Genomic DNA, 21,281 nt, shown 5'->3' with positions numbered 1-21,281 from the left:
AACAGTCGGCCGAGACTCCACCGAAAGGATTCGGCAGGCAACCGTTTCCCTTTCCGGTACGTCAAGTTGGAAAGAGTTGGGAAGGGTGACGGAAGGATGCCTCACCCCCGGTCCGCCGGCGGTGAGACCGGCCATACCGATGGCGTAACCACTGCATCCGCCCGCTTGCCCGACCCTTTCGTACCCCCCCTAGACTGAACGTCCAGCAGGTGGCTGCACGCTCGAAAGGCGCCCTCGTGTCCATCGGCAACTCTCCTGAAGAAGACCGTCCTTCGATCCCCGAAGACGACCGGCCTTCGGTCGGCCGTGCCCTCCAGCAGGCGAGAATCGACTCGGGCCGCACCGTCGAAGAGATCAGCGCGGCGACGCGGGTGCGCGTCCCGATCGTGCACGCCATCGAGCAGGAGGACTTCTCCCGCTGCGGCGGCGACGTGTACGCGCGCGGCCACATCCGCACCATCGCGCGCGCCCTCGGCATCGACCCCGAGCCGCTCCTGGAGCGGTACGACGCCGAGCACGGCGGCCGTCCCTCACCCACCCCCGCCGCACCGCTCTTCGAGGCCGAGCGCATCCGGCCCGAACCGCGCCGGCCCAACTGGACCGCGGCCATGGTCGCCGCCATCGTCGCGGTCATCGGCTTCGTCGGCTTCACCCTCTTCAACGGCGGGGAGGACGGCCAGGGTTCGAAGAACCCGGTCGCCGAGGGCTCCCCGACGAGCGGTGACACCGAGTCGAAGCCCGCGCCGAACAAGCCGTCCGACCCGAAGCCCGAGCCGACGGACAGCGCCATCGCCGGCGCCCCGAAGGACAAGGTGACCGTCATGGTCAGCGCCGACGACGGGCGCAGCTGGATCTCGGCGAAGGACCACAACGGCGCGATCCTGTTTGACGGCCTCCTCGAGCAGGGCCAGTCCAAGTCCTTCACGGACAAGCAGAAGATCGACCTCGTGCTCGGTGACGCCGGAGCGATCAAGCTCTTCGTCAACGGCAAGGAGGTCAAGGACGAGTTCAAGCCCGGCCAGGTCGAGCGCCTGTCGTACACCCGCAGCGACAACGGCGGAGCGCCCGAGGTCGGCTGAGCACGACCGCAGCCGAGAGGCCCGGTTCCCTTCGGGGGCCGGGCCTCGGGCGTGCGGGGGCCGTGCCGGGGCCCGGGCCGCGTACCGTCGGGAACCTCGCGGCAGGGGGGCCGGTGGGGACGAAGTACGCTTGACCCCATGCCCGAACGCCGTACCGTCGCTCTCGTCACTCTTGGCTGCGCCCGTAACGAGGTGGACTCGGAGGAGCTCGCAGGCCGCTTGGAGGCGGACGGCTGGCACCTCGTCGAGGACGCCGCGGACGCCGACGTAGCCGTCGTCAACACCTGCGGATTCGTCGACGCCGCGAAGAAGGATTCCGTCGACGCCCTGCTCGAGGCCAACGACCTCAAGGACCACGGCAGGACCCAGGCCGTCGTGGCCGTCGGCTGCATGGCCGAGCGGTACGGCAAGGAGCTCGCCGACGCCCTGCCCGAGGCCGACGGCGTGCTCGGCTTCGACGACTACACCGACATCTCCAGCCGCCTCAACACCATCCTCAGCGGCGGCAACGTGGAGGCGCACGCCCCGCGCGACCGCCGCAAGCTCCTTCCGCTCAGCCCCGTCGAGCGGCAGTCCGGCGCCGACGGCGTCGCCCTGCCCGGGCACGCGCAGGCGCCCGAGAACGAGCCCGCCGACCTGCCGGAGGGCCTCGCCCCGGCCTCCGGGCCGCGCGCCCCGCTGCGCCGCCGCATGGGCAGCGCCCCGGTCGCCTCGGTCAAGCTGGCCTCCGGCTGCGACCGCCGCTGCTCGTTCTGCGCCATCCCGTCCTTCCGCGGCTCCTTCATCTCGCGCCGACCCAGCGACGTGCTGAACGAGACGCGTTGGCTGGCCGAACAGGGCGTGAAGGAGATCATGCTGGTCTCCGAGAACAACACCTCGTACGGCAAGGATCTCGGGGACATCCGGCTGCTCGAGGCGCTCCTGCCCGAGCTGGCCGAGGTCGACGGGATCGAGCGGGTCCGCGTCAGCTATCTGCAGCCCGCCGAGATGCGGCCCGGGCTCATCGACGTGCTGACGTCCACCCCGAAGGTCGCGCCCTACTTCGACCTGTCCTTCCAGCACTCCGCGCCCGGCGTGCTCCGCGCGATGCGGCGCTTCGGCGACACCGACCGGTTCCTCGACCTGCTCGAACAGATCCGCACCAAGGCCCCGCAGGCCGGCGCCCGGTCCAACTTCATCGTGGGCTTCCCCGGCGAGACCGAGGAGGACGTGGCCGAGCTGGAGCGCTTCCTGAACGGCGCGCGCCTGGACGCGATCGGCGTGTTCGGGTACTCGGACGAGGACGGCACCGAGGCCGCCACGTACGAGAACAAGCTGGACGAGGACGTCGTCGCCGAGCGGCTGGCGCGGATCTCGCAGCTGGCCGAGGAGCTCACCGCGCAGCGCGCCGAGGAGCGCGTCGGCGAGACGCTGCAGGTGCTCGTGGAGTCCCTGGACGGCGAGGACGGCGCCTTCGGCCGCGCCGCGCACCAGGCGCCCGAGACGGACGGCCAGGTGGTGTTCGCGGACGGTGCGGGCTTGACTGTCGGTCGTATGGTCGAGGCGAAGGTGGTCGGAACTCTGGGTGTCGACCTGGTGGTGGAGCAGGTATCCGAGGAGGCGGGCAGATGACCGGAGTCCCGGCATCGGCGGCGGGTGGCACCGGCCGGCAGCCGGCAGCACCCGGCGGCAAGCTGGGCGCTGCGGCCGTCAACCAGGCCAGCCTGTGGAACATCGCGAACATCCTGACGATGATCCGGCTCGTGCTCGTGCCGGCCTTCGTCGCGCTGATGCTCGCCGAGGGCGGGTACGACCCGATGTGGCGCTCCTTCGCGTGGGCCGCCTTCGCCATCGCCATGATCACCGACGTCTTCGACGGCCATCTGGCGCGTACGTACAACCTGGTCACCGACTTCGGGAAGATCGCCGACCCGATCGCGGACAAGGCGATCATGGGCGCCGCCCTGATCTGTCTCTCCGCGCTCGGCGATCTGCCGTGGTGGGTGACCGGAGTGATCCTCGGCCGCGAGCTCGGCATCACCCTGCTGCGCTTCTGGGTGATCCGGTACGGAGTGATTCCGGCCAGTCGCGGCGGCAAGCTGAAGACGCTCTCGCAGGGCATCGCGGTCGGGATGTACGTCCTGGCGCTGACCGGGCCGCTGGCCACGCTGCGGTTCTGGGTGATGGCCCTCGCGGTGGTCCTGACCGTGGCCACCGGCCTCGACTACGTCCGCCAGGCGATCGTGCTGCGGCGCAAGGGACGGGACGCCGAGGAGCAGGCGGCATGACCGGGTCCAGGGCGGCCGAGGTGCTCGAGCTGCTCGCCCGGCACGGCCGGACCCTGGCCGTCGCCGAGTCCTTGACCGGCGGACTCGTCGCCGCGGAGCTCACCGCTGCGCCCGGCGCCTCGGTCTCGTTCCGCGGCTCGGTGACGGCGTACGCGACGGAGCTGAAGCAGCGCGTCCTAGGCGTCGACGGCACCCTCCTGGCCGAGCGCGGAGCCGTCGATCCCGAGGTGGCCCGGCAGATGGCGCAGGGCGTGCGCGGGGCGCTCGGCGCGGACTGGGGGATCGCCACCACGGGCGTCGCCGGGCCCGAGACCCAGGACGGCCAACCCGTCGGAACGGTGTACGTGGCAGTGGCAGGTCCCGGCCACGTGGACGGAGAACGACCCGGCAAAGTCGTCGCACTGCGGTTGAACGGCGATCGTTCGGAAATCCGTAGGGAGAGTGTACGGAGCGTGCTCGACCTGCTCGCAGACGAACTCATCGCGAACGAGCGGGCAAAGGATACGGAACAGAACGGGGGGAATTGATGTTTGCAGCCCTGAGTGAACACGACATCGCTCCCCGCACGGCCGTCGCGCAAGGCGGTACGGTGGGGCGTGAAGGATGCGGCTACGCGGTCCGAGGAGGGAGCCACCGATGATTCTGCTCCGTCGCCTGCTGGGTGACGTGCTGCGTCGGCAGCGCCAGCGCCAGGGCCGTACTCTGCGCGAAGTCTCCTCGTCCGCCCGAGTCTCGCTCGGCTATCTCTCCGAGGTGGAGCGGGGGCAGAAGGAGGCTTCCTCCGAGCTGCTCTCCGCGATCTGCGACGCGCTTGACGTACGGATGTCCGAGCTCATGCGGGAAGTGAGCGACGAGCTCGCGCTCGCCGAGCTGGCCGAGTCGGCTGCCGCGGGTGAGACCGCGCCGGTCCGTGAGCCGGTTCCGGCTGTGCCCGGTGTGCCTGCTGTGCCTGCTGGAGTGCGTCCCATGCTCAATTCGGTGTCCGTGACGGGTGTGCCACCCGAGCGCGTGACGATCAAGGCGCCTGCGGAAGCTGTGGATGTCGTAGCAGCCTGAGGCGCTGACGCCGACGTTGCGAAGGTCCCGACCGGAAGTTGAACACTTCTGGTCGGGGCCTTCGTGCGTTCCGGGGCCTTCGTGCGTTCCGAGGCTTTCGCGCGTTCCGGGGGGCGTGTGTTCGGGGGCCTTCGCGCGTTCCGGTGCCCTCGGGCGAGCGTGGGCGGTGGGCTTCGGAGATCGCTCCGAAGTGCCCGGTTTTGGGGCTCTGTGGGATGGTTGAGGAAGAGGGGGACGGTCGCCTGCCATCGATTCGTCCGGGAGGACACGCATGTACGTCGTGAAGAGCCCCTTGTCCGATGCCGACCTGAAGACGGTCGGCGACGCGCTGCAGGGCGCCCTGGTCGACCTGGTGGATCTGTCACTGGTCGCCAAGCAGGTGCACTGGAACGTCGTCGGACCCCGTTTCCGCTCCGTGCACCTGCAGCTCGACGAGGTCGTCGACACTGCCCGGCAGCACTCCGACACCGTCGCGGAGCGGGCGGCCACACTCGGGGTCTCGCCCGACGGGCGCTCGGCGACCGTGGCGCGGTCCAGCGGGATCGGAGACGTACCGGACGGCTGGGTCAAGGACTCGGACGCGGTCCAGACGCTCGTGGACGCGCTCGGCGCGGTGATCTCGCGGATGCGGGAGCGCGTCGAGGCGACGGGTGAGGCCGACCCGGTCAGCCAGGACATCTTCATCGGCATCACCGCCGACCTCGAGAAGCACCACTGGATGTTCCAGGCCGAGAACGGGTGAGGGGCGCTGCGCTGCGCTGTACGTGACCGGGCTGAGTGGTTTCCGGGGCTCGGTGTGCGGGCCCCGGGGCCCGGTGGGCTTGGTGGGCCCGGTGGGCTTGGTGGGCTTGGTGGGCTTGTCGGCCTCGGTGGGCTCGTCGGGCTAGGTGGGCTCGGTGTGTGCGTAACTCGGCTGTCTGCGTGGGGGGTTGCTGTGCTTCTGATGCTTCTGACGTCTTCTGCGCGCCGACCCGTCTGGTGATCGCGCCGCGGGTACGGCGTCGGCCGGAGGAGGCTGCCATGACGTGGCTCGGGCGCGGTGTGCGCGGTGTGCTGGGAGCGCGGGGTGTGCGAGGCGTGCGGGGCCTGCGGGGGTGGCTGCTTGTGGCGGTCGCGTTGGTCGCCGGTGCGGCTTGGTGGTGGGCGGTGTTACGGCTCGCGCTCGCCCCCGGGCGTACGGGAGTTGTGGAGGGCGCCGTCCTCGCCGGCGGGTGGGGGTTGAGCGTGCTTCCCGTGCACTGTGTGCCGTTCGCGCGCGCGGTGAGCGCACGCCGGCGGGCACGGCAGGAGGGCGCGCGCTGGAAGGCCGAGCTGCGGTGCTGGCGCGCGGGCGCGCGACGGCTGCGGCGGGACGCGGGCCGTACGGTCGGTGCGGCGTGGGAGCGTCGTGGCGCGGGTGGTCGGGCGTGGGGGAGCCGTCGTCGTACGGTCACCAAGGCATCGCGACGCCGCCGTTCGGGCGGAGGATCTGACCCGTCGTGAACGCCGCCGCGTCCGAGGCGAGATGCAGCACCGCATGGGCGACGTCCTCGGGCGTGCCCACCCGGCCGAGCGGCGACATCCGGGACATCAGCGTCTCGGTGTGCAGCTGCGCCTCGTCGTTGTTGCGTCGCTCGGTCATCGGCGTGCGGATCCACCCCGGCGCGACCGCGTTGACGCGGATGCCGTGCGGGCCCACCTCCGTGGCCAGCGTCTTGGTGAGCTGGACGACCGCGGCCTTGGCGGCGCCGTAGCAGAGTAGCCCGGGTCCGCCGGTGTCGACGGCGCCCGAGGCCATGGTGACGATCGAGCCGGGCCGGCCCGCGGCGATCATCGCCTTGGCCGCGGCCTGGCACGCGTACAGGACGCCCTTGAAGTTGATCGCCAGCACGCGGTCCATGTCCTGGTCCGTCGTCTCCAGGACGGGGCTGCTGTGCATGATCCCCGCGACGGCCGCGAGCACATCGAGGCCGTCCTCCCGGTCCGCGGCCCGGATCGCGGTCTCGACCTGGGCGCGGTCGGAGACGTCGAGCGTGTGGGTGCGGGCGGTGCCGCCCGCGTCCTTGACGGCGGTCGCGGTCTCGTGCAGCCCTTGGGCGTCGCGGTCCGCGCAGTGCACGACGGCGCCCGCGTCGGCGAGCAGCAGGGCACTCGCGCGCCCGATCCCGCTCGCGGCACCGGTGACGAACGCGGTGCGGCCGGTCAGATCCTGGGCGGTACGCGCGGAGGTCGACATGCTCGGACGGTACGGAGGAACTGACGGGTCGTCAATTGAGGTGCGGGTGTTGGTTGTTGCAGTGGGGGCGTCTCCCTTTGAGGTCAGGCGGGGCTCGGGCCCTCTTGGCAGGTGGGGCACCAGTACGTGACGCGGTCCCGGGCGTTGGGGGCTGCCGACGGGGCTTCCTTCGGTGCTTGTGCCGGTTCTTGCCGTGTGCTCGGCTCCGGGCTCTGGTCGGTGACGCGTACGGGTGTGCCACAGCGCAGGCAGGGGCGTGGGGCGCGGCCGTACACGTACAGGCGTGGGTCGCGGCGGCCCGTCGTCGAGCGGTCCGGACGGTCGCGGTTGGCTTCGAGGAGCCGCTTCGCCGCGGCCACCAGGCGTACGGGGATGTCCTCGGGGAGTTCGCCGACCGGCAGCCACGGTGTGACGCGGGCCAGGAAGCACAGCTCCGCCTTGTAGACATTGCCGATGCCCGCGAGGTTGCGCTGGTCGAGCAGGGCCTCGCCGAGGGGCCGGGCGGGGTCGGCGAGGAGGTTGCGCACGGCCAGGTCCTGGTCCCAGTCCGGGCCGAGGAGGTCGGGCCCGAGGTGGCCGACGGCACGGTCCTCGTCGGCGGTGCGCAGCAGTTCCAGTACGGGCAGTCGGTACCCGACGGCCGTGTGGTGGGCGTTGCCGAGGATCGCGCGGATCTGGTGTGCGGGGCCGCCGCGCCAGCGCTCGCCCGGCGCGTACACCTTCCACGAGCCGTCCATCCGCAGATGCGAGTGCAGGGTGAGGCCGCCCTCGATGCGGGTCAGCAGGTGCTTTCCGCGCGGGGTGACGTCCAGGACCGTGCGGCCGGTGAGGTCGGCGGTGGCGTATTTCGGGACGCGCAGGTCGGAGCGGGTGAGGGTTTCGCCGGCCAGCGCTTCGTGCAGTCGGCGGGCCGCCTGGTGGACGGTGTCTCCTTCGGGCATGGGGGCATCATCCCTGGGGATGTCGGTGTGGTGCTGGGGCTGGTGCCGGTGCTGGTGCCGGGTTGTGGTCTGGTCCGCTCTTGGTGGTCGTGGTCGTGGTCGTGGTCGGCGGCGGGCTCAGGGGTGGGGTCGGGGCGTCAGAGGGCGGGGGCTTGGGTTCACGCGCGGAGGCGCAGGCCTCTGGGGGTGGCGATGAAGCCCGCCGCCTCCAGGAGCGCGCCATGGGGTGACGTGAGGGCCGCCTCGCCGTTGATCCGCTCCACGGTGACCGTGCCGAGCGCGCCCGCGCGGGCGGCCGAGGCCAGGGCTTCGGCGGCCGCGTGCAGCCGGGTGTCCTCGGGGGAGGCCGGATCGTCGGGGTCGGTGGGCCAGGCGAGCAGGGTCTTGCCGCCGCGCTCCATGTACAGGGTCAGCTCGCCGTCCACCAGGACGACCAGGGAGCCCGCCTTGCGGCCCGGCTTGTGGCCCGCTCCGGTGGGCGGCTCGGGCCAGGGGAGCGCCGCGCCGTAGGCGTTCGCCGGGTCCGCGGCGGCCAGGACCACCGCGCGCTCGCCGCCCGCCGGGGTGTCGCCGCGGTCGCGCGCGTTGGCCGCCGCGCGCAGCCGGTCCACGGCCCCGTCCATCGCGAACTGCGCGGCGCCCAGGCCCTCCACCACGTACCCACGGCGTGCCTGTCCGCTGTCCTCGAACGCCGACAGGACGCGGTACGTCGCCGAGAAACCGCCCTCCACGCCCTCGGCGCCGACCGCTCCGCGCGTCACCACACCGTGCCGGTCGAGGAGCGTGCGGGCCAGGGCGTGCGCGCGTCGCGTGCCGTCGGGTTCGTGGCCGGGGAGCAGCGACCAGCGGCCCGCGACCGTGGGCGGACCGGAGCGGGACACCGGCCGCGCGCCCGTGCGTGCCGCCGCTGTGAGCGATCCGTACCTCCCGCGGGGGACGTTGCGTCGGGCGCGGTGGGCCGTGGAGCCCGCGGTGCGGCCGGAGCCGAGGAGGGCGCGCATGGGGGCGAGGGTGTCGTTGGTGAGGCGGCCGGACCAGGCCAACTCCCAGATCGCGTCCGCCAGTTCCGGATCGGTGGCCTCGGGGTGCGTGGTGGCGCGCACCTGGTCGGCGATCTGGCGGAAGAACAGTCCGTACCCGCCAGAGAGCGCCGTCAGGACGGACTCCTGGAGCGCCGTGATCTCCAGCGGGTGCGGCTCGGGCAGGAGCAGGGGCGCGGTGTCGGCGAGGTACAGCGAGACCCAGCCGTCCTTGCCGGGCAGGGCGCCCGCGCCGGCCCACAACACCTCGCCCGTGGTGGTGAGTTCGTCGAGCAGCGCCGGGGTGTAGTCCCGCACGCGCGACGGCAGGATCAGCTTCTCCAGCGCCGAGGCGGGCACGGAGGCGCCCTGCAACTGCTCGATGGCCCGCACCAGGCCGTCGATGCCGCGCAGACCGTGACTGCCCACGTGCTGCCACTGCGGCAGGAAACCGGCGAGCGCGGCCGGCGGCACCGGCTCCAGCTCGTGCCTCAGCGCCGCCAGGGAGCGGCGGCGCAGGCGGCGGAGCACCGTCGCGTCGCACCACTCCTGGCCGATGCCCGCCGGGTGGAACTCGCCCTGTACGACGCGGCCGCCCGCGGCCAGGCGGTGCAGCGCCCCGTCCGTGACGGCCGCGCCGAGGCCGAAGCGGGCCGCCGCCGCGCTGGACGTGAACGGGCCGTGCGTGCGCGCGTACCTCGCCAGGAGGTCGCCCAGCGGGTCCTTGACCGGCTCCGTGAACGCCTCCGGGACGCCGACCGGGAGGGCCGTGCCGAGCGCGTCCCGCAGCCGGCCCGCGTCCTCGACCGCCGCCCAGTGGTCGGCGCCCGCGATCCGGACCCGGATGGCGCGGCGGGCGCCGGCCAGCTCCTCGGCCCAGTGCGGCTCGGCGCCGCGCAGCGCCAACTCCTCGTCGGTGAGCGGCCCGAGGACGCGGAGCAGGTCGGCCACGCCTTCGGCGTCCTTGACGCGGCGGTCGTCGGTGAGCCACTGCAGCTCGCGCTCCAGCTCGGTCAGCACGTCCGCGTCGAGCAGTTCGCGCAGCTCGGCCTGGCCGAGGAGCTCCGCGAGCAGACGGGAGTCCAGCGACAGGGCGGCCGCGCGGCGCTCGGCGAGCGGCGAGTCCCCCTCGTACAGGAACTGCGCGACATAGCCGAACAGCAGGGAGCGGGCGAAGGGGGACGGCTCCGGCGTGGTGACCTCGACCAGGCGGACACGGCGTGACTCGATGTCACCCATCAGCTCGACCAGGCCCGGTACGTCAAAGACGTCCTGGAGGCACTCGCGCACCGCCTCCAGGACGATCGGGAAGGAGCCGAACTCGCTGGCCACCTCCAGGAGTTGGGCGGCACGCTGGCGCTGCTGCCACAGCGGGGTGCGCTTGCCCGGGTTGCGGCGCGGCAGCAGCAGGGCGCGGGCGGCGCATTCGCGGAACCGGGAGGCGAACAGGGCGGAGCCGCCCACCTGGTCCGTGACGACCTGGTCGATCTCGCCCTTGTCGAACGCGACGTCCGCGGCGCCCACCGGTGCCTGCTCGTCGTCGTACTCCAGGCCGGGTTTGGCCGGGTCCTGGTCGAGCAGGTCGAGGCCCATCAGGTCGGCGTCGGGCAGGCGCAGGACCAGGCCGTCGTCGGCGTGCATCGCCTGGGCGTCCATGCCGAAGCGCTCGGTGAGCTTCGCGCCGAGGGCGAGCGCCCAGGGGGCGTGCACCTGGGCGCCGAAGGGGGAGTGGACGACGATCCTCCAGTCGCCCAGCTCGTCGCGGAAGCGCTCCACCACGATCGTGCGGTCGTCGGGCACATGGCCGCAGGCCTTGCGCTGCTCGTCCAGGTACGCCAGGACGTTCTCGGCGGCCCACTGGTCCAGGCCCGCTTCTGCCAGGCGGTGGTGGGCCGCCTCCTGGGTGAGGCCGCCGATCTCGCGCAGGAACGCGCCAAGCGCTCGGCCGAGTTCGAGCGGGCGGCCCAGCTGGTCGCCCTTCCAGAACGGCAGCCGGCCCGGCACCCCGGGGGCGGGGGAGACCAGCACACGGTCCCGCGTGATGTCCTCGATCCGCCAGGAGCTGGTGCCGAGCGTGAACACGTCCCCGACCCGGGACTCGTACACCATCTCCTCGTCCAGCTCGCCGACGCGGCCGCCGCCCTTCTTCGGGTCGGAACCGGCGAGGAACACCCCGAACAGGCCGCGGTCCGGGATCGTGCCGCCCGAGGTGACGGCCAGGCGCTGCGCACCCGGGCGGCCCGTGACCGTGCCCGCCACCCGGTCCCACACCACGCGCGGGCGCAGCTCGGCGAAGGCGTCCGAGGGATAGCGCCCCGCGAGCATGTCCAGGACGGCCGTGAACGCCGACTCCGGCAGGGCCGCGAACGGCGCCGCGCGGCGCACGACCGCCAGCAGGTCGTCCACCTGCCAGGTGTCCAACGCGACCATGGCGACGAGCTGTTGGGCCAGGACGTCCAGCGGGTTGGCCGGGATCCGCAGCGACTCGATGGACCCGGACCGCATCCGCTCGGTCACGACCGCCGACTGCACCAGATCGCCCCGGTACTTCGGGAAGACCACGCCCGTGGAGACCGCCCCCACCTGGTGCCCCGCGCGTCCCACGCGCTGCAGGCCCGAGGCGACCGACGGCGGCGACTCGACCTGCACGACCAGGTCCACCGCGCCCATGTCGATGCCCAGCTCCAGGCTGGACGTGGCGACGACGGCGGGGAGCCGGCCCGCCTTCAGGTCCTCCTCGACCAGGGCGCGCTGCTCCTTGGAGACCGAACCGTGGTGGGCGCGCGCGAGGACCGGCGGGGCGCCCTTGGCCGCACCGGATTCCGCCATCAGCTCGGCGGGCGAGTGGTCCTCGGGCAGCGCCTCGCCGGTGGCCCGCTCGTACGCGATCTCGTTGAGGCGGTTGCACAGCCGCTCCGCCAGGCGGCGGGAGTTGGCGAAGACGATCGTGGAGCGGTGCGCCTGCACCAGGTCGGCGATGCGCTCCTCCACATGCGGCCAGATGGAGGGGCGCTCGCCCTGCGCGTCGTCGGCGTCGCTCGCCGGGGAGCCGCCCAGCTCGCCCAGGTCCTCGACCGGGACGACCACCGACAGGTCGAACTCCTTGCCGGAGGGCGGCTGCACGATCTCCACCCGGCGCTGCGGCGACAGATAGCGCGCCACCTCGTCCACGGGCCGCACCGTCGCCGACAGGCCGATGCGGCGGGCGGGGCGCGGCAGGAGTTCGTCGAGCCGCTCCAGGGACAGCGCCAGGTGCGCACCGCGCTTGGTGCCCGCCACCGCGTGCACCTCGTCCAGGATGACCGTCTCGATGCCGGTCAGGGCCTCGCGCGTGGACGACGTCAGCATCAAGAACAGCGACTCCGGCGTCGTGATCAGGATGTCCGGCGGCTTCGTGGCCAGCGAGCGGCGTTCGGCGGCCGGGGTGTCGCCGGAGCGGATGCCGACCTTCACTTCGGGCTCCGGCAGGCCGAGCCGCACGGACTCCTGCCGGATGCCGGTCAGCGGGGAGCGGAGGTTGCGCTCCACGTCCACCGCGAGGGCCTTCAGGGGCGATACGTACAGCACTCGGCAGCGCTTCTTGGGGTCCGCGGGCGGCGGTGTGCTCGCGAGCCCGTCGAGCGCGGACAGGAACGCGGCCAGGGTCTTGCCCGAGCCGGTGGGGGCGACGACCAGCACGTCCGAGCCTTCGCCGATCGCCCGCCACGCGCCCTCCTGAGCGGATGTGGGCGCGGAGAAGGCTCCCGTGAACCAGCTGCGGGTCGCGGGTGAGAACGAGTCGAGCGCTGTCCGTGCCATGGCCCCATCGTGCACCGCGCCACTGACAATTGCCCTGACCTGGGGAAACGGGGCTGGGTTGGCGGTGCGTGCCGCGGCTTTGCGGGCGTTGCCGCCGGGCGGAGGGGCTGCCTCCGCCGGGCCTGGCCGCCGTCCGGAGGGTTCGCCTTCGCTCGGCCGTGCCCACCTGCGCTTTGCGAGAATGCCGGTATGGGGATGGGCGAGGAGGAGTGGGCGAGGTACTGGCAGCACGAGCAGCTGCCGGGCATCGACCTGCTCCGCGCCCGGTACGTGCGGCACTCCTTCCCCCGGCACAGCCACGAGGGCTATGTGTTCGGGGCCGTCAGCGGCGGAGTCGAGGACGTCGTACTGCCCGACCGCACGGTCCACGCCGCGCCGGGCAGCGTCGTCATGCTCAACCCCGAAGTGCCGCACTCCGCACGCGCCGGAGTCCCCGAAGGGTGGGCGTACTCGACGCTCTACCCCTCCGCCGACGTCGTCGCCGAGATCGCCGCGGAGACGACCGCGCTGCGCGGCACGGTGGGCTTCGCCGAGGTCGAGGTCGCCGACCCGCAGGGCGCGCGGATGATCCGCGAGGTGCACCGGGCCGCCGAGGAGGGCAACGCGCTCGCGGCGGACAGCGTGCTGCGGATCCTCGTGGCCCGGCTGCTGCGCCGGTACGGCAGCTCCCTGCCCGCCCGGCCGCCGCGCTCCGCGGGCTTCCGCAATGCGGCACGCGCGCGCGACGTCCTGGAGTCACGCATGGCCGAGCCGCCTTCGCTCGACGAGCTCGCCGGTGAACTCGGCACCAGCCCCTTCGCCCTCCTGCGCGCCTTCAAGCAGCAGTACGGGATGCCGCCGCACACCTGGCTCACCAACGCGCGCGTGCGCCGGGCCCGCGCCCTGCTCGACCTGGGCACCGCCCCCGCCGACGCGGCGGCCGCCGTGGGATTCACCGACCAGCCGCACCTGAACCGGCACTTCACCCGCATCGTCGGGGTGCCGCCGGGCGCGTACCAGCGCTCGCGCCGGGAGCGGGGTGTGGTGCCGCTCGCGGAGGAACCGGCCTTCTCGCCGACCCGCACGCCACCGGCCCGTACGGGCGCATCTCCGTCCCGTACCTCCGGGGTGGCTGCCCCCGGCGGCGCGGTGCGCAAGAACGTACAAGACCGCGCGGAGCCGTTCACCGTACGTTCCTAGGCGTGGCAGAACAGACAGCATCCGCAGCTATACGCCCCGGAGAGGAACCCGCCGACGACGGGGCCGCCGCGTCCGCGCAGGGCGTCGTGAAGTCCGACTCCGCCGTCGTCCGCGACGCGCTCGGCGTGGGTCTGGCCGTCGGGCTCTCCGGCTTCGCCTTCGGCGTGACGTCCGTCGGCAACGGGCTCAGCCTTTTGCAGACCTGCGCCCTGAGCCTTCTCGTGTTCACCGGGGCCTCGCAGTTCGCGCTCGTCGGCGCGCTCGCCGGTGGCGGCAATCCGCTGACCGCGGCGGCCGGCGCCTTCTTCCTCGGCGTGCGAAACGCCTTCTATGGGTTGCGACTTTCGCAACTGCTGCAACTTCCGCGCGCGGTGCGGCCGTTCGCCGCGCACTGGGTGATCGACGAGACCACGGCAGTCACGCTGGCGCAGCCCACCAGGCGTGCCCGCCGGATCGGGTTCACGGTCACCGGACTCACCCTCTATGTGCTGTGGAACCTCACCACACTGCTCGGCGGTCTCGGTGCCGAGGCCATCGGGGACACCGCCGCGTGGGGCCTCGACGCGGCGGGACCCGCCACGTTCCTCGCCCTGCTCGCGCCGATGCTGCGCTCGACGACGGAACGCGCGGTGGCGCTTCTCGCGGTGCTCCTCGGCCTCGGGCTGCTTCCGGTGCTGCCCGCGGGCGTGCCCGTCCTGGTGGCCGCGCTCGCCGCTCCGCTCGTGCTCTTCGTGGAGGGCCGCAAGATCCGCGCACGTGAGAGGAAAGACCGTTGAACGTCTGGCTCGCCATCGCCCTGACCGCCGTCGGCTGCTACGCCGTCAAGCTGCTCGGCCTCCTGGTGCCCGCCGGAGTCCTCGAACGGCCGCTCGTCCAACGCCTCGCCGCGCTCCTGCCCGTGGCGCTGCTCGCCGCTCTCACGGCCCAGCAGACGTTCGGCGAGGGCCAGCACCTCATCCTCGACGCGAAGGCCGCAGGGCTCGCCGCAGCGGGTGTGGCCTTCCTGCTCCGGGCGCCGTTCCTGGTGATCATCGCGGCGGCGGTGATCGTCACGGCCGGGGTGCGGGCTCTCGGCTGAGGGGGCCGGTCCCTGGGGCGGACGCCGAGCGCCGGGGTGCGTACGGAGAACAGGCACCACGCACGCGTGCAGTCCTGCAGCGCCGCACCCGTGACGCCCGAAGCGCCTCAGCCCAGCGACCGTCCGTACGCCCGCAGTGTGCGCAAGGCGTCGATCGTGACGATGGGGCGCCACTCCAGGGCCGAACCCGGCGCCCACAGGTGCCAGTTGACGGGCCAGCCGCCGTCGTCCTGCTGCTCGCTCTCCAGATGGTCGAGCGAGCGGCTCATCTCCTCGTCGGTGAACCAGGCACGCGCCAGAGACTCCGGCACGCGCGCGTAGTCGTGCGGGAAGTGGTGCTCGCCCGGCGCGTAGCCCGGAGCCACCGGGTACGTGTCGCGCTCCCGCGGATCGAGCACAGCGAGCCGCTGCTCCCGTACGAGCCGGCCGAGCCGGTCCGCGGCGGCCTGTGCGCGGGAGCGGTCGGGCGCACCGTCGAGGAACGCGACCGCGGCCTGGATCTCGTACGGGTGCGACGTGGTGAGCGACTCGACGGCGGCCCAGCAGTAGTCCGTGGCTCGGAAGAGCCAGGCGTGCCACACCTCGTTGCGGTGCAGCAGACCCACGACCGGCCCCGTGGCGAGCAGGTCGCTGGGCGGGTCGTCCACGACCGGGACGAACGGAGCCACCGGGTAGCCGCGCTGGCTCGGATGGATCGCGGGCAGCGCGCCGTCCGGCGTCGACAGGTCCGAGAGGTGGCGGCACACCCGCTCCACGCGCTGCCCGCCGCAGCGCCCGATCGAGTCCAGCACCCGCAGCGCGTGCGCGGTGTGCAGCGGCTGGCTCACGGGCCCGCGCAGATCGGGCTCCAGGGCGTGGCCGTAGCCGCCGTCGGGGGTGCGGTACGCGGAGAGTGCCTCCTCGACGGCATCGGCGGAACCGCCGAGGAAGTGGTGGGCGAACCTGCGCTGTTCGAGCACGCGCGCGGTGAGCCACACGAAGTGCTCGGCGCGGGCCAGCCGGGAGGGCCGAGCGGCCGTGGGGCGCGGCAGGCGCGCCGCTGCGTCGGGCGTACCGGATGCTACGGATTCAGCCATGCCTCGAACCGTAGGGCGGCGGACGGCGCCGGGCAGCCGCTCCGGAAACGGCCACTCTCAGGTGCCGGATTTCGAATGCACGGGGTTGACGTTCCGGCCCCTCCGCGCGTGTGCACGATCCGAACCGGACAGTGGCCCCGGAGCACCGTGCAACGCCGTCAGGGAGCCGTCGCCGCCGCCACGAACATCGGCAGGGCGAGGAAGAGCCGGTCTGCCTCTGCACGCGCGCGTTGCCCGGCGATCCAGCCGTCCGCCTCCGCGCGTGTGACGGCCCCCGCGGAGCAGGCGCCCTCGGCGAGGCCGACGAGCAGAGGCAGCATCTCCGGCCCGGTGAAGACCCCCGTGCGCACTTCGACGACCGGTTCTGCGAAGTGGGCGTCGAGGAGAAGGTTCCGGTACCTGCGGGCGGCGCGCGGGGCCGTGGTCAGGTCGGCGCGGGCGTGCACGAGCGTGCGGGTGAGGCCGGGGTCGTCGGAGTCGATGACGAACGCGTCCCAGTCCTGGCCGACCAGCACGATCCGCCCGCCGGGCCTGAGAACCCTGCGCGCCTCCGCCAACGCACGTTCGGGCCGGGCCAGTTCGTGGAACACCTTGTCGGCCCGGTAGCCGTCCACGGAGGCGTCCCGCAGCGGCAGCTCGTACGCGCCGGCGCGCCGGTAGTCGGCCTCCGGCCACCGCGCGCGTGCGACCGCGAGCATGCGCCCGTCCGGGTCGACGCCGACGGCCCGCACACCGTGCGCGGCCAGCTCCGCGACGGCCCGCCCCGCGCCGCATCCCACGTCCACGACCGCCTGCCCTGCGGCCGCGCCCAGCAAGTCGTAGGACAGCGCGCGGAGTTCGGCGGCTCCCGGCAGCTGGTCGGCCGCGTCGAGGAGCGCGATGAGGCCGTCCGTCGGCTCGTGCGGCCGGGGTGCCCGAGGTGTGGTCCGATCCGTTTCCCTGGTCATGCGGCTCAGGCTGCGACTTAATGTCGACATGAAGTCAAGCGAGGACGAGGTACGGGGCGGCGCCGCGCGTGGTCCGATGAGCATCGGCGCCGTCGCCAGGCGCTTCGGTCTGGCCACGCACGTACTGCGTCACTGGGAGTCGATGGGCCTCCTCGCGCCCGCGCGTGACAGCGCCGGACGGCGTCGCTACACCGTGGCCGACCTCACGCGCGTAGCCGTCGTGCTCCGCGCGAAGGAGGCGGGGCTCGCCCTCGAAACCATCCGCACTCTGGCGGCCACCGGCGATCTCGCGCAGCGGCGGACGATTCTTGAGGAGGAGGCCGAGACCCTGCGCGCCCGGATCGCGGCCGCGCAGTCGGCCCTCGACCTCATCGAATGCGCCCTGGACTGCGACCACGAGGACGTCACGCAGTGTGCCCATTTCCAGCGGGTGGTGAGCCCGGAGCCCTGAGCCCCGAGTCCGGTCCGGGGCCGCCCGCCCAGGCTCTACGCTGCGTACATACGCACTTCAGGCCCCAAAGAGGCCACGGGAAGTGGAAGTGCGCGACTCGGAGTGGGTGCGGAGCAGATCTCATGCGGTTGACGGTGTTCTGGCAGCGGATGGAGGAGCACTTCGGTGCTTCGTACGCCGATTCGTTCGCGCGTGATCACGTGATGTCCGAGCTCGGCGGGCGGACGGTGCACGAGGCGCTGGACGCCGGCTGGGAGACGAAGGACGTGTGGCGCGCGGTCTGCACCGCCATGGGCATCCCGGCCGACAAGCGCGGGACCCTCCCGGAGGACAAACGCTGACACGCGCGGTGACGGTTCGAGGAGTTCCGAGGAGATCGAGAAGTTCGAGAAGGGGGCTGACGGAGCGGCTCGTCGGTCGGACGGCCGACCGAAAGGATCAGGACACGGCCTCGGCCGGATGAGGTGGCTCACGTCCGCGCGGCTGCCGGTTTGTCGGTGGCGTACGCGAGACTGGTCGACGTGGCAGCCAGCGAAGCACCCAGTGAGACCGTCGCAAAGGACAGCGGCCCGCCCACGACGCCCCCCGCGGGGCCCACGTCGGCGTGGTCGGGACAGCGCATGCCTCGATGGCTCCCGCGCGCCATGGTGCTCGCCCTGGCGCTGTTCGCCTGCTTCCAGCTCGGCAGCTGGGCCTTCCACCAGCTGACCGGCCTGCTGATCAACATCCTGATCGCGTTCTTCCTCGCCCTCGCCGTGGAGCCCGCGGTGAGCAGGATGGCGCAGCGCGGCATGCGCCGCGGCCTGGCCACGGCCCTGGTGTTCCTCGGCGTGATCGTCGCGGGGGCGGGTTTCGTCGCCATGCTGGGCTCGATGCTCGCCGGCCAGATCGTGGACATGGTGGAGGACTTCCCGCAGTACCTGGACTCGGTGATCAGCTGGATCAACACCACGTTCCGCACGGAGCTGTCCCGCGTCGAGCTGCAGGACAGCCTGGTGCACTCGGACTGGCTGCAGAAGTACGTGCAGAACAGCGCGACCGGCGTCCTCGACGTGTCGGCGCAGGTTCTCGGCGGGCTCTTCCAGCTCCTGACGATCCTGCTCTTCTCGTTCTACTTCGCCGCCGACGGCCCGCGCCTGCGCCGCGCGCTGTGCTCCGTGCTGCCGCCCGCCAAGCAGGCCGAGGTGCTGCGCGCCTGGGAGATCGCCGTCGACAAGACCGGCGGATACCTGTACTCGCGCGGCCTGATGGCCCTCATCTCCGGCGTCGCGCACTACATCCTGCTGGCGGCGCTCGACGTCTCGTACGCGCCCGCGCTCGCGGTGTGGGTCGGTCTGGTCTCGCAGTTCCTGCCGACGATCGGCACCTATCTGGCGGGCGCGCTGCCGATGCTGATCGCGTTCACGGTCGACCCCTGGTACGCGCTGTGGGTGCTGATCTTCGTGGTGGTCTACCAGCAGTTCGAGAACTACATGCTGCAGCCCAAGCTGACCGCGAAGACCGTCGACATCCACCCCGCGGTCGCGTTCGGCTCCGTCATCGCGGGTACGGCCCTGCTCGGCGCGGTCGGCGCTCTCATCGCGATCCCCGCGGTGGCCACGCTGCAGGCGTTCCTCGGCGCCTATGTGCGGCGGTACGACGTGACGGACGACCCGCGCGTGCACGGCCACCGCAGGCGCGCCGCCGGCCCGCCGCTCGTACGGCTGAGACAGGCGTTGAGCACGCGCAGCGACGCACCTCCGCCGCCCCAGCAGCGCACGTCGGAGCCGCCGACCGAGCGGGACGGGTGAGCCGCACTCCCGGCGCCGTTCTCGTAATCGGTCACTCCCCGTAAGGGGAGCCCTTTTCCGGCAAGGCGGTCTCAGGTCTACGAATCCGGCCGCCGGTCTCAGATGTACGAAGGCCGGGTGACGCGGTGCCGGAACGTGCGCCACGTCCACGCCTGCACGGCCACGAGGAGCGGTGTCACCACGAGCAGCGCGGGCACCAGGAACGCGAGCGTGGTCCCGTCCGCAGCCGACTCCGTGAGCGGCAGCGTCAGCCCTGCGAGCAGCGGCAGCGCGGCCATCAGGGTGCCGGTCAGGGCGAACGTCTGCCAGGGCCGCCCGCTCCGGCCCACCAGCACACGCGCGCGTGCGTATGGATCCCCCGTCAGGCGCATCGCGGCGAAGCCGAGCCCGTGCGCCGCGAACAGGGCGGCGACCGCGAGGGACGTGAGAACCGCCACCGGGCCGGTCGCAACGGAACCGGCCGAGCCGGTGAACAGCCCGGCGAGCAGCCAGCCCCAGGAGAGCGCGACGGCCCAACTGCCGCACACCACCGCCCCGTCGCACACGGCGCGCCACCGGGAGCCGCCCGCACGGCCGCGCAGCCACAGCCCCGCGTCGCGCACCACCCAGCCCGCCAGCAGCGGCACCACGACGGCGAACTGGCCGCTCAGAAGCTCGCCCTCGAGCTCAGGGAAGCAGCCGATGAGCAGGCCCGCGGCGGCGACGAGCCACACCTCGTTGCCGAGGAAGAACGGGGCGAACGACGTGAGAACCAGACGCCGTTCCGCGTCACCGCGACCCAGAAAGGGCGCGAGCATGCCGGTGCCGATGTCGGCGCCGCCGAGCACGAAGTATCCGGCCGTGAAGAACGCCAGCAGGCCGACGGAGAGCGTTTCGAGGGTCGAGGTGTCCATGGGTGCTCCTCAGTAGCGTGCGGCGGCGAGAGAGTCGGCCGGGTTCCGTTCGGCGGCACGCTCGTCGTGGCCGAGCCCCTGCTCGACCGGCCCCACGCGCGCGTGCCGCACGAGCAGCCACACGTTGAGCGCGGCGAGAAGCGCGAACAGGGTGGTGAACACGATCAGCGAGGTGCGCATCGCGCCCGGCGACACCGAGGAGGCAGCGTCCTCGGTCCGCAACAGGCCGTACACCACCCAGGGTTGACGCCCAGCTTCCCGGAACACCCAGCCGCTGATCATCGCCACGTACGGCAGCGGAACCGCCGCCATCAACACCACATGCCAGAGCCGGAAGCGGAAAACCGCCCTCTTGAAGCAGGCGAGCACGACGCCGCCCAGGCACAGGTACATCATCAGCGCGAAGGCCAGCAGCATCAGAATTCCGGCACCGCGCGTCCAGGCCTCCGAAGGGACGTAGTCACCGGGACCGAATCGGGCCACCATGTCGGCCTGAAGACGGGCCACTTCGGCCGCCTTGCTGCTGAAAACCGCCTCCTTCATGGGCTGCATCACCGCGAACTGCACCCCACCGAAGGTCGCCGTCACGAACAGCGCGGGCAGTGACACGAACACCCCGATGCGCAGCCCGCGCCCGAAGAACTCCCACTCCGGCGAGCGCTTGAACAGGTGGTAGGCGCTCACTCCCGCCATGAAGAACCCGGCGGTGAGCAGCGCGCCCGCGACGATGTGCCCGAACGCGAGCAGCGTGCTCGGATTGGTGAACACCGCCGCAGCGTCCGCGATGACCAGCCGATCGCCCGAAACCCGGTGCCCCACAGGGTTGTTGAGGAACCCGTTCGCGACGAGGATCCAGTACGCGGAGGCGTAGGCCGTGAGCGTCACCACCCAGATCAGCGCCAGATGGACCCAGCGGTTGAACCGGTTCCAGCCGAAGATCCACAGCCCGAGGAAAGTCGACTCCACAAAGAAGGCGACGACTGTCTCCAGAGCCATGGAGGCGCCGAAAACGTCCCCTGCGTAGTGCGTGAGTCCGCTCCAGCTCAGTCCGAACTGAAACTCCATGACGATGCCGGTGACGATCCCGACGGCGTAGTTGATGACGTACAACTGCCCCCAGAACCGCACCATGCGCGCGTGCAGCACGCTGCCGCCGCCGAGCGTCGCCCGGGTCTGCAGGCACGCCACCAGCGTCGCCAGGCCCAGCGTGAGGGCGACGAACAGGAAGTGGCCGCCCGCGGTGAGGGCGAACTGCAGCCGCGCCAGGTCGACGGTCTCAGACGCCGGCGCGGCGCTCGCGAGAGTCAGGAAGGGATCCACACCGCCAGAGTCCGCGTACGACTCAGGGAGCGGCATCGGCCGCTGGTGGACAGTGGGCGTACATCCTCAGTTGCGGGAGAGCGGGCCGGCGTACCCCAGAAGTTGCGGGCACGCGCAGTGCTGGATTTCTGGAAAGCGTGGACACGCGCGGTGTCGGATTCGGGCAGGCCCA

The 21,281-nt window shown here is 72.3% G+C and carries 19 protein-coding genes; 12 read left to right on the top strand and 7 right to left on the bottom strand.

Annotated elements, in window-relative coordinates:
• Positions 1-236 precede the first annotated feature (236 nt).
• The 6 genes from ACIDOF_RS27390 to ACIDOF_RS27365 all read left to right on the top strand — a co-directional run bounded on the left by ACIDOF_RS27390 (position 237) and on the right by ACIDOF_RS27365 (position 5,144).
• Positions 237-1,079, top strand: coding sequence for a helix-turn-helix domain-containing protein (locus ACIDOF_RS27390; protein ID WP_409008786.1), 843 nt, complete (start codon positions 237-239; stop codon positions 1,077-1,079).
• A 138-nt stretch (positions 1,080-1,217) separates the two neighbouring features.
• Entirely contained in the window at positions 1,218-2,690 is a 1,473-nt protein-coding gene (gene rimO / locus ACIDOF_RS27385) for a 30S ribosomal protein S12 methylthiotransferase RimO (RefSeq protein WP_409008773.1), read from the top strand.
• A complete protein-coding gene (gene pgsA, locus ACIDOF_RS27380; protein WP_409008772.1) occupies positions 2,687-3,346 on the top strand; it encodes a CDP-diacylglycerol--glycerol-3-phosphate 3-phosphatidyltransferase in 660 nt (219 codons plus the stop codon). The genes rimO and pgsA overlap by 4 nt, the downstream gene beginning before the upstream one ends.
• The gene (locus ACIDOF_RS27375; RefSeq protein ID WP_409008771.1) at positions 3,343-3,873 is read left to right on the top strand and encodes a CinA family protein; all 531 of its coding nucleotides are present in this window, start codon (positions 3,343-3,345) and stop codon (positions 3,871-3,873) included. The genes pgsA and ACIDOF_RS27375 overlap by 4 nt, the downstream gene beginning before the upstream one ends.
• A 109-nt stretch (positions 3,874-3,982) precedes the next feature.
• Complete coding sequence (locus tag ACIDOF_RS27370; protein WP_409008770.1) at positions 3,983-4,402, top strand: helix-turn-helix domain-containing protein; 420 nt, start codon at positions 3,983-3,985, stop codon at positions 4,400-4,402.
• 271 nt (positions 4,403-4,673) lie between these two features.
• Positions 4,674-5,144, top strand: coding sequence for a Dps family protein (locus ACIDOF_RS27365; RefSeq protein ID WP_409008769.1), 471 nt, complete (start codon positions 4,674-4,676; stop codon positions 5,142-5,144).
• Between the two features lie 687 nt (positions 5,145-5,831).
• On the opposite strand, the gene ACIDOF_RS27360 is transcribed toward ACIDOF_RS27365, so the two are convergent.
• The 3 genes from ACIDOF_RS27360 to ACIDOF_RS27350 form a co-directional block, all read right to left on the bottom strand.
• Positions 5,832-6,617 (bottom strand): SDR family NAD(P)-dependent oxidoreductase, encoded by a 786-nt coding sequence (locus ACIDOF_RS27360; protein ID WP_409008768.1) that lies wholly within the window; start codon positions 6,615-6,617, stop codon positions 5,832-5,834.
• 83 nt (positions 6,618-6,700) lie between these two features.
• Complete coding sequence (locus ACIDOF_RS27355) at positions 6,701-7,558, bottom strand: Fpg/Nei family DNA glycosylase (protein WP_409008767.1); 858 nt, start codon at positions 7,556-7,558, stop codon at positions 6,701-6,703.
• 158 nt (positions 7,559-7,716) lie between these two features.
• Positions 7,717-12,375: an ATP-dependent helicase gene (locus ACIDOF_RS27350; protein WP_409008766.1), complete on the bottom strand. Its 4,659-nt coding sequence runs from the start codon at positions 12,373-12,375 to the stop codon at positions 7,717-7,719.
• 195 nt (positions 12,376-12,570) lie between these two features.
• On the opposite strand from ACIDOF_RS27350, the gene ACIDOF_RS27345 reads away from it, so the two are divergent.
• Genes ACIDOF_RS27345 through ACIDOF_RS27335 form a run of 3 tightly spaced genes read left to right on the top strand, consistent with a single transcriptional unit; the run spans position 12,571 to position 14,632 of the window.
• Positions 12,571-13,554, top strand: coding sequence for an AraC family ligand binding domain-containing protein (locus tag ACIDOF_RS27345; protein WP_409008785.1), 984 nt, complete (start codon positions 12,571-12,573; stop codon positions 13,552-13,554).
• A 2-nt stretch (positions 13,555-13,556) separates the two neighbouring features.
• Positions 13,557-14,330 carry an AzlC family ABC transporter permease gene (locus tag ACIDOF_RS27340; protein WP_409008765.1) on the top strand — a complete coding sequence of 258 codons (774 nt, stop codon included), beginning with the start codon at positions 13,557-13,559 and terminating at the stop codon, positions 14,328-14,330.
• Positions 14,327-14,632 (top strand): AzlD domain-containing protein, encoded by a 306-nt coding sequence (locus ACIDOF_RS27335; protein ID WP_409008764.1) that lies wholly within the window; start codon positions 14,327-14,329, stop codon positions 14,630-14,632. Before ACIDOF_RS27340 ends, ACIDOF_RS27335 begins: the two co-directional genes overlap by 4 nt.
• Before the next feature lie 107 nt (positions 14,633-14,739).
• Here the strand turns inward: ACIDOF_RS27335 and ACIDOF_RS27330 are convergent, their stop codons facing one another.
• A complete protein-coding gene (locus ACIDOF_RS27330) occupies positions 14,740-15,708 on the bottom strand; it encodes a hypothetical protein (RefSeq protein WP_409008763.1) in 969 nt (322 codons plus the stop codon).
• Positions 15,709-15,866: 158 nt separating this feature from the next.
• Positions 15,867-16,655: a methyltransferase domain-containing protein gene (locus ACIDOF_RS27325; protein WP_409008762.1), complete on the bottom strand. Its 789-nt coding sequence runs from the start codon at positions 16,653-16,655 to the stop codon at positions 15,867-15,869.
• A 28-nt stretch (positions 16,656-16,683) separates the two neighbouring features.
• Here ACIDOF_RS27325 and ACIDOF_RS27320 point away from each other — a divergent pair, with 28 nt between their 5' ends.
• The 3 genes from ACIDOF_RS27320 (at position 16,684) to ACIDOF_RS27310 (ending at position 18,896) form a co-directional block, all read left to right on the top strand.
• Positions 16,684-17,106, top strand: coding sequence for a MerR family transcriptional regulator (locus tag ACIDOF_RS27320; protein WP_409008761.1), 423 nt, complete (start codon positions 16,684-16,686; stop codon positions 17,104-17,106).
• A 122-nt stretch (positions 17,107-17,228) separates the two neighbouring features.
• Positions 17,229-17,447 (top strand): DUF3046 domain-containing protein, encoded by a 219-nt coding sequence (locus tag ACIDOF_RS27315; RefSeq protein WP_409008760.1) that lies wholly within the window; start codon positions 17,229-17,231, stop codon positions 17,445-17,447.
• A gap of 180 nt (positions 17,448-17,627) precedes the next feature.
• Positions 17,628-18,896: an AI-2E family transporter gene (locus ACIDOF_RS27310; protein WP_409008759.1), complete on the top strand. Its 1,269-nt coding sequence runs from the start codon at positions 17,628-17,630 to the stop codon at positions 18,894-18,896.
• Between the two features lie 98 nt (positions 18,897-18,994).
• Here ACIDOF_RS27310 and ACIDOF_RS27305 read toward each other — a convergent pair whose 3' ends face one another.
• Complete coding sequence (locus ACIDOF_RS27305; protein WP_409008758.1) at positions 18,995-19,789, bottom strand: cytochrome d ubiquinol oxidase subunit II; 795 nt, start codon at positions 19,787-19,789, stop codon at positions 18,995-18,997.
• A gap of 9 nt (positions 19,790-19,798) precedes the next feature.
• Positions 19,799-21,109 (bottom strand): cytochrome ubiquinol oxidase subunit I, encoded by a 1,311-nt coding sequence (locus ACIDOF_RS27300; RefSeq protein ID WP_409008757.1) that lies wholly within the window; start codon positions 21,107-21,109, stop codon positions 19,799-19,801.
• Positions 21,110-21,281 lie beyond the last annotated feature (172 nt).

The sequence above is a fragment of the Streptomyces sp. Da 82-17 genome, from assembly GCF_046098215.1.
GTDB lineage: Bacteria > Actinomycetota > Actinomycetes > Streptomycetales > Streptomycetaceae > Streptomyces.
The sequence above is the reverse complement of the archived record's forward strand: the minus strand, read 5'-3'. Positions and strand labels throughout refer to the sequence as shown.